The organism is Vibrio sp. Y176 (assembly GCF_033438945.1).
In genome coordinates this window covers 1-533 of sequence record NZ_JAWOQS010001107.1, presented here as the reverse complement: position 1 = coordinate 533, position 533 = coordinate 1, and the positions used below count along the sequence as shown (strand labels likewise).

The window sequence follows — 533 nt, the reverse complement described above, 5'->3', positions numbered from 1 at the left end:
CAGCGACGTGCTCTGCAATGGCAACACTAGCATCGTTTCCTGACTGAACCACCAATCCTCGATATAAATCAGACAGAGACACAGATGTGTTTACTTCGATGAACATTTTGGAAGAATCTGGGAAGTTTTTCGCCCAAGCGTTGCGACTAATGACAACTTGATCATCGAGACTAATATTGCCAGCGTTTACTTCTTGTCCTGCAACATAAGCAGTCATCAACTTAGTTAAGCTCGCTGGGTTTAATCGCTTGTCTGCATCGCGCTCTACCAACACTTTACCTGTGTGATAGTCCATCAGTACATAACCGCGGGAGCTTAATTCAGGTGCATTAGGGACAACAGTAGGTGCAGCAAAGGCAAAGTGAGAGAAGGTAGCAAGGCCGGTAAGGAAAGTCGTGTTGAATAAGGTAATTTTTCTCATAGTGACATCTAATCTAATTAGCAATCTGTGGCTTACAAACTAAGTCGAGTATATTGAAACGCCATACAGTTACAGCAGCAATGTTACGATTCGTTACCTTTACTCAATGTTT

General features: G+C 42.8%; 1 protein-coding gene. It reads right to left on the bottom strand.

Annotated features, from left to right (window positions below; genetic code table 11):
• On the bottom strand, positions 1-421 hold a 421-nt coding region (locus R7O13_RS30460; protein WP_318305669.1), incomplete at its 3' end, for a D-alanyl-D-alanine carboxypeptidase family protein.
• Between the last annotated feature and the right edge of the window lie 112 nt (positions 422-533).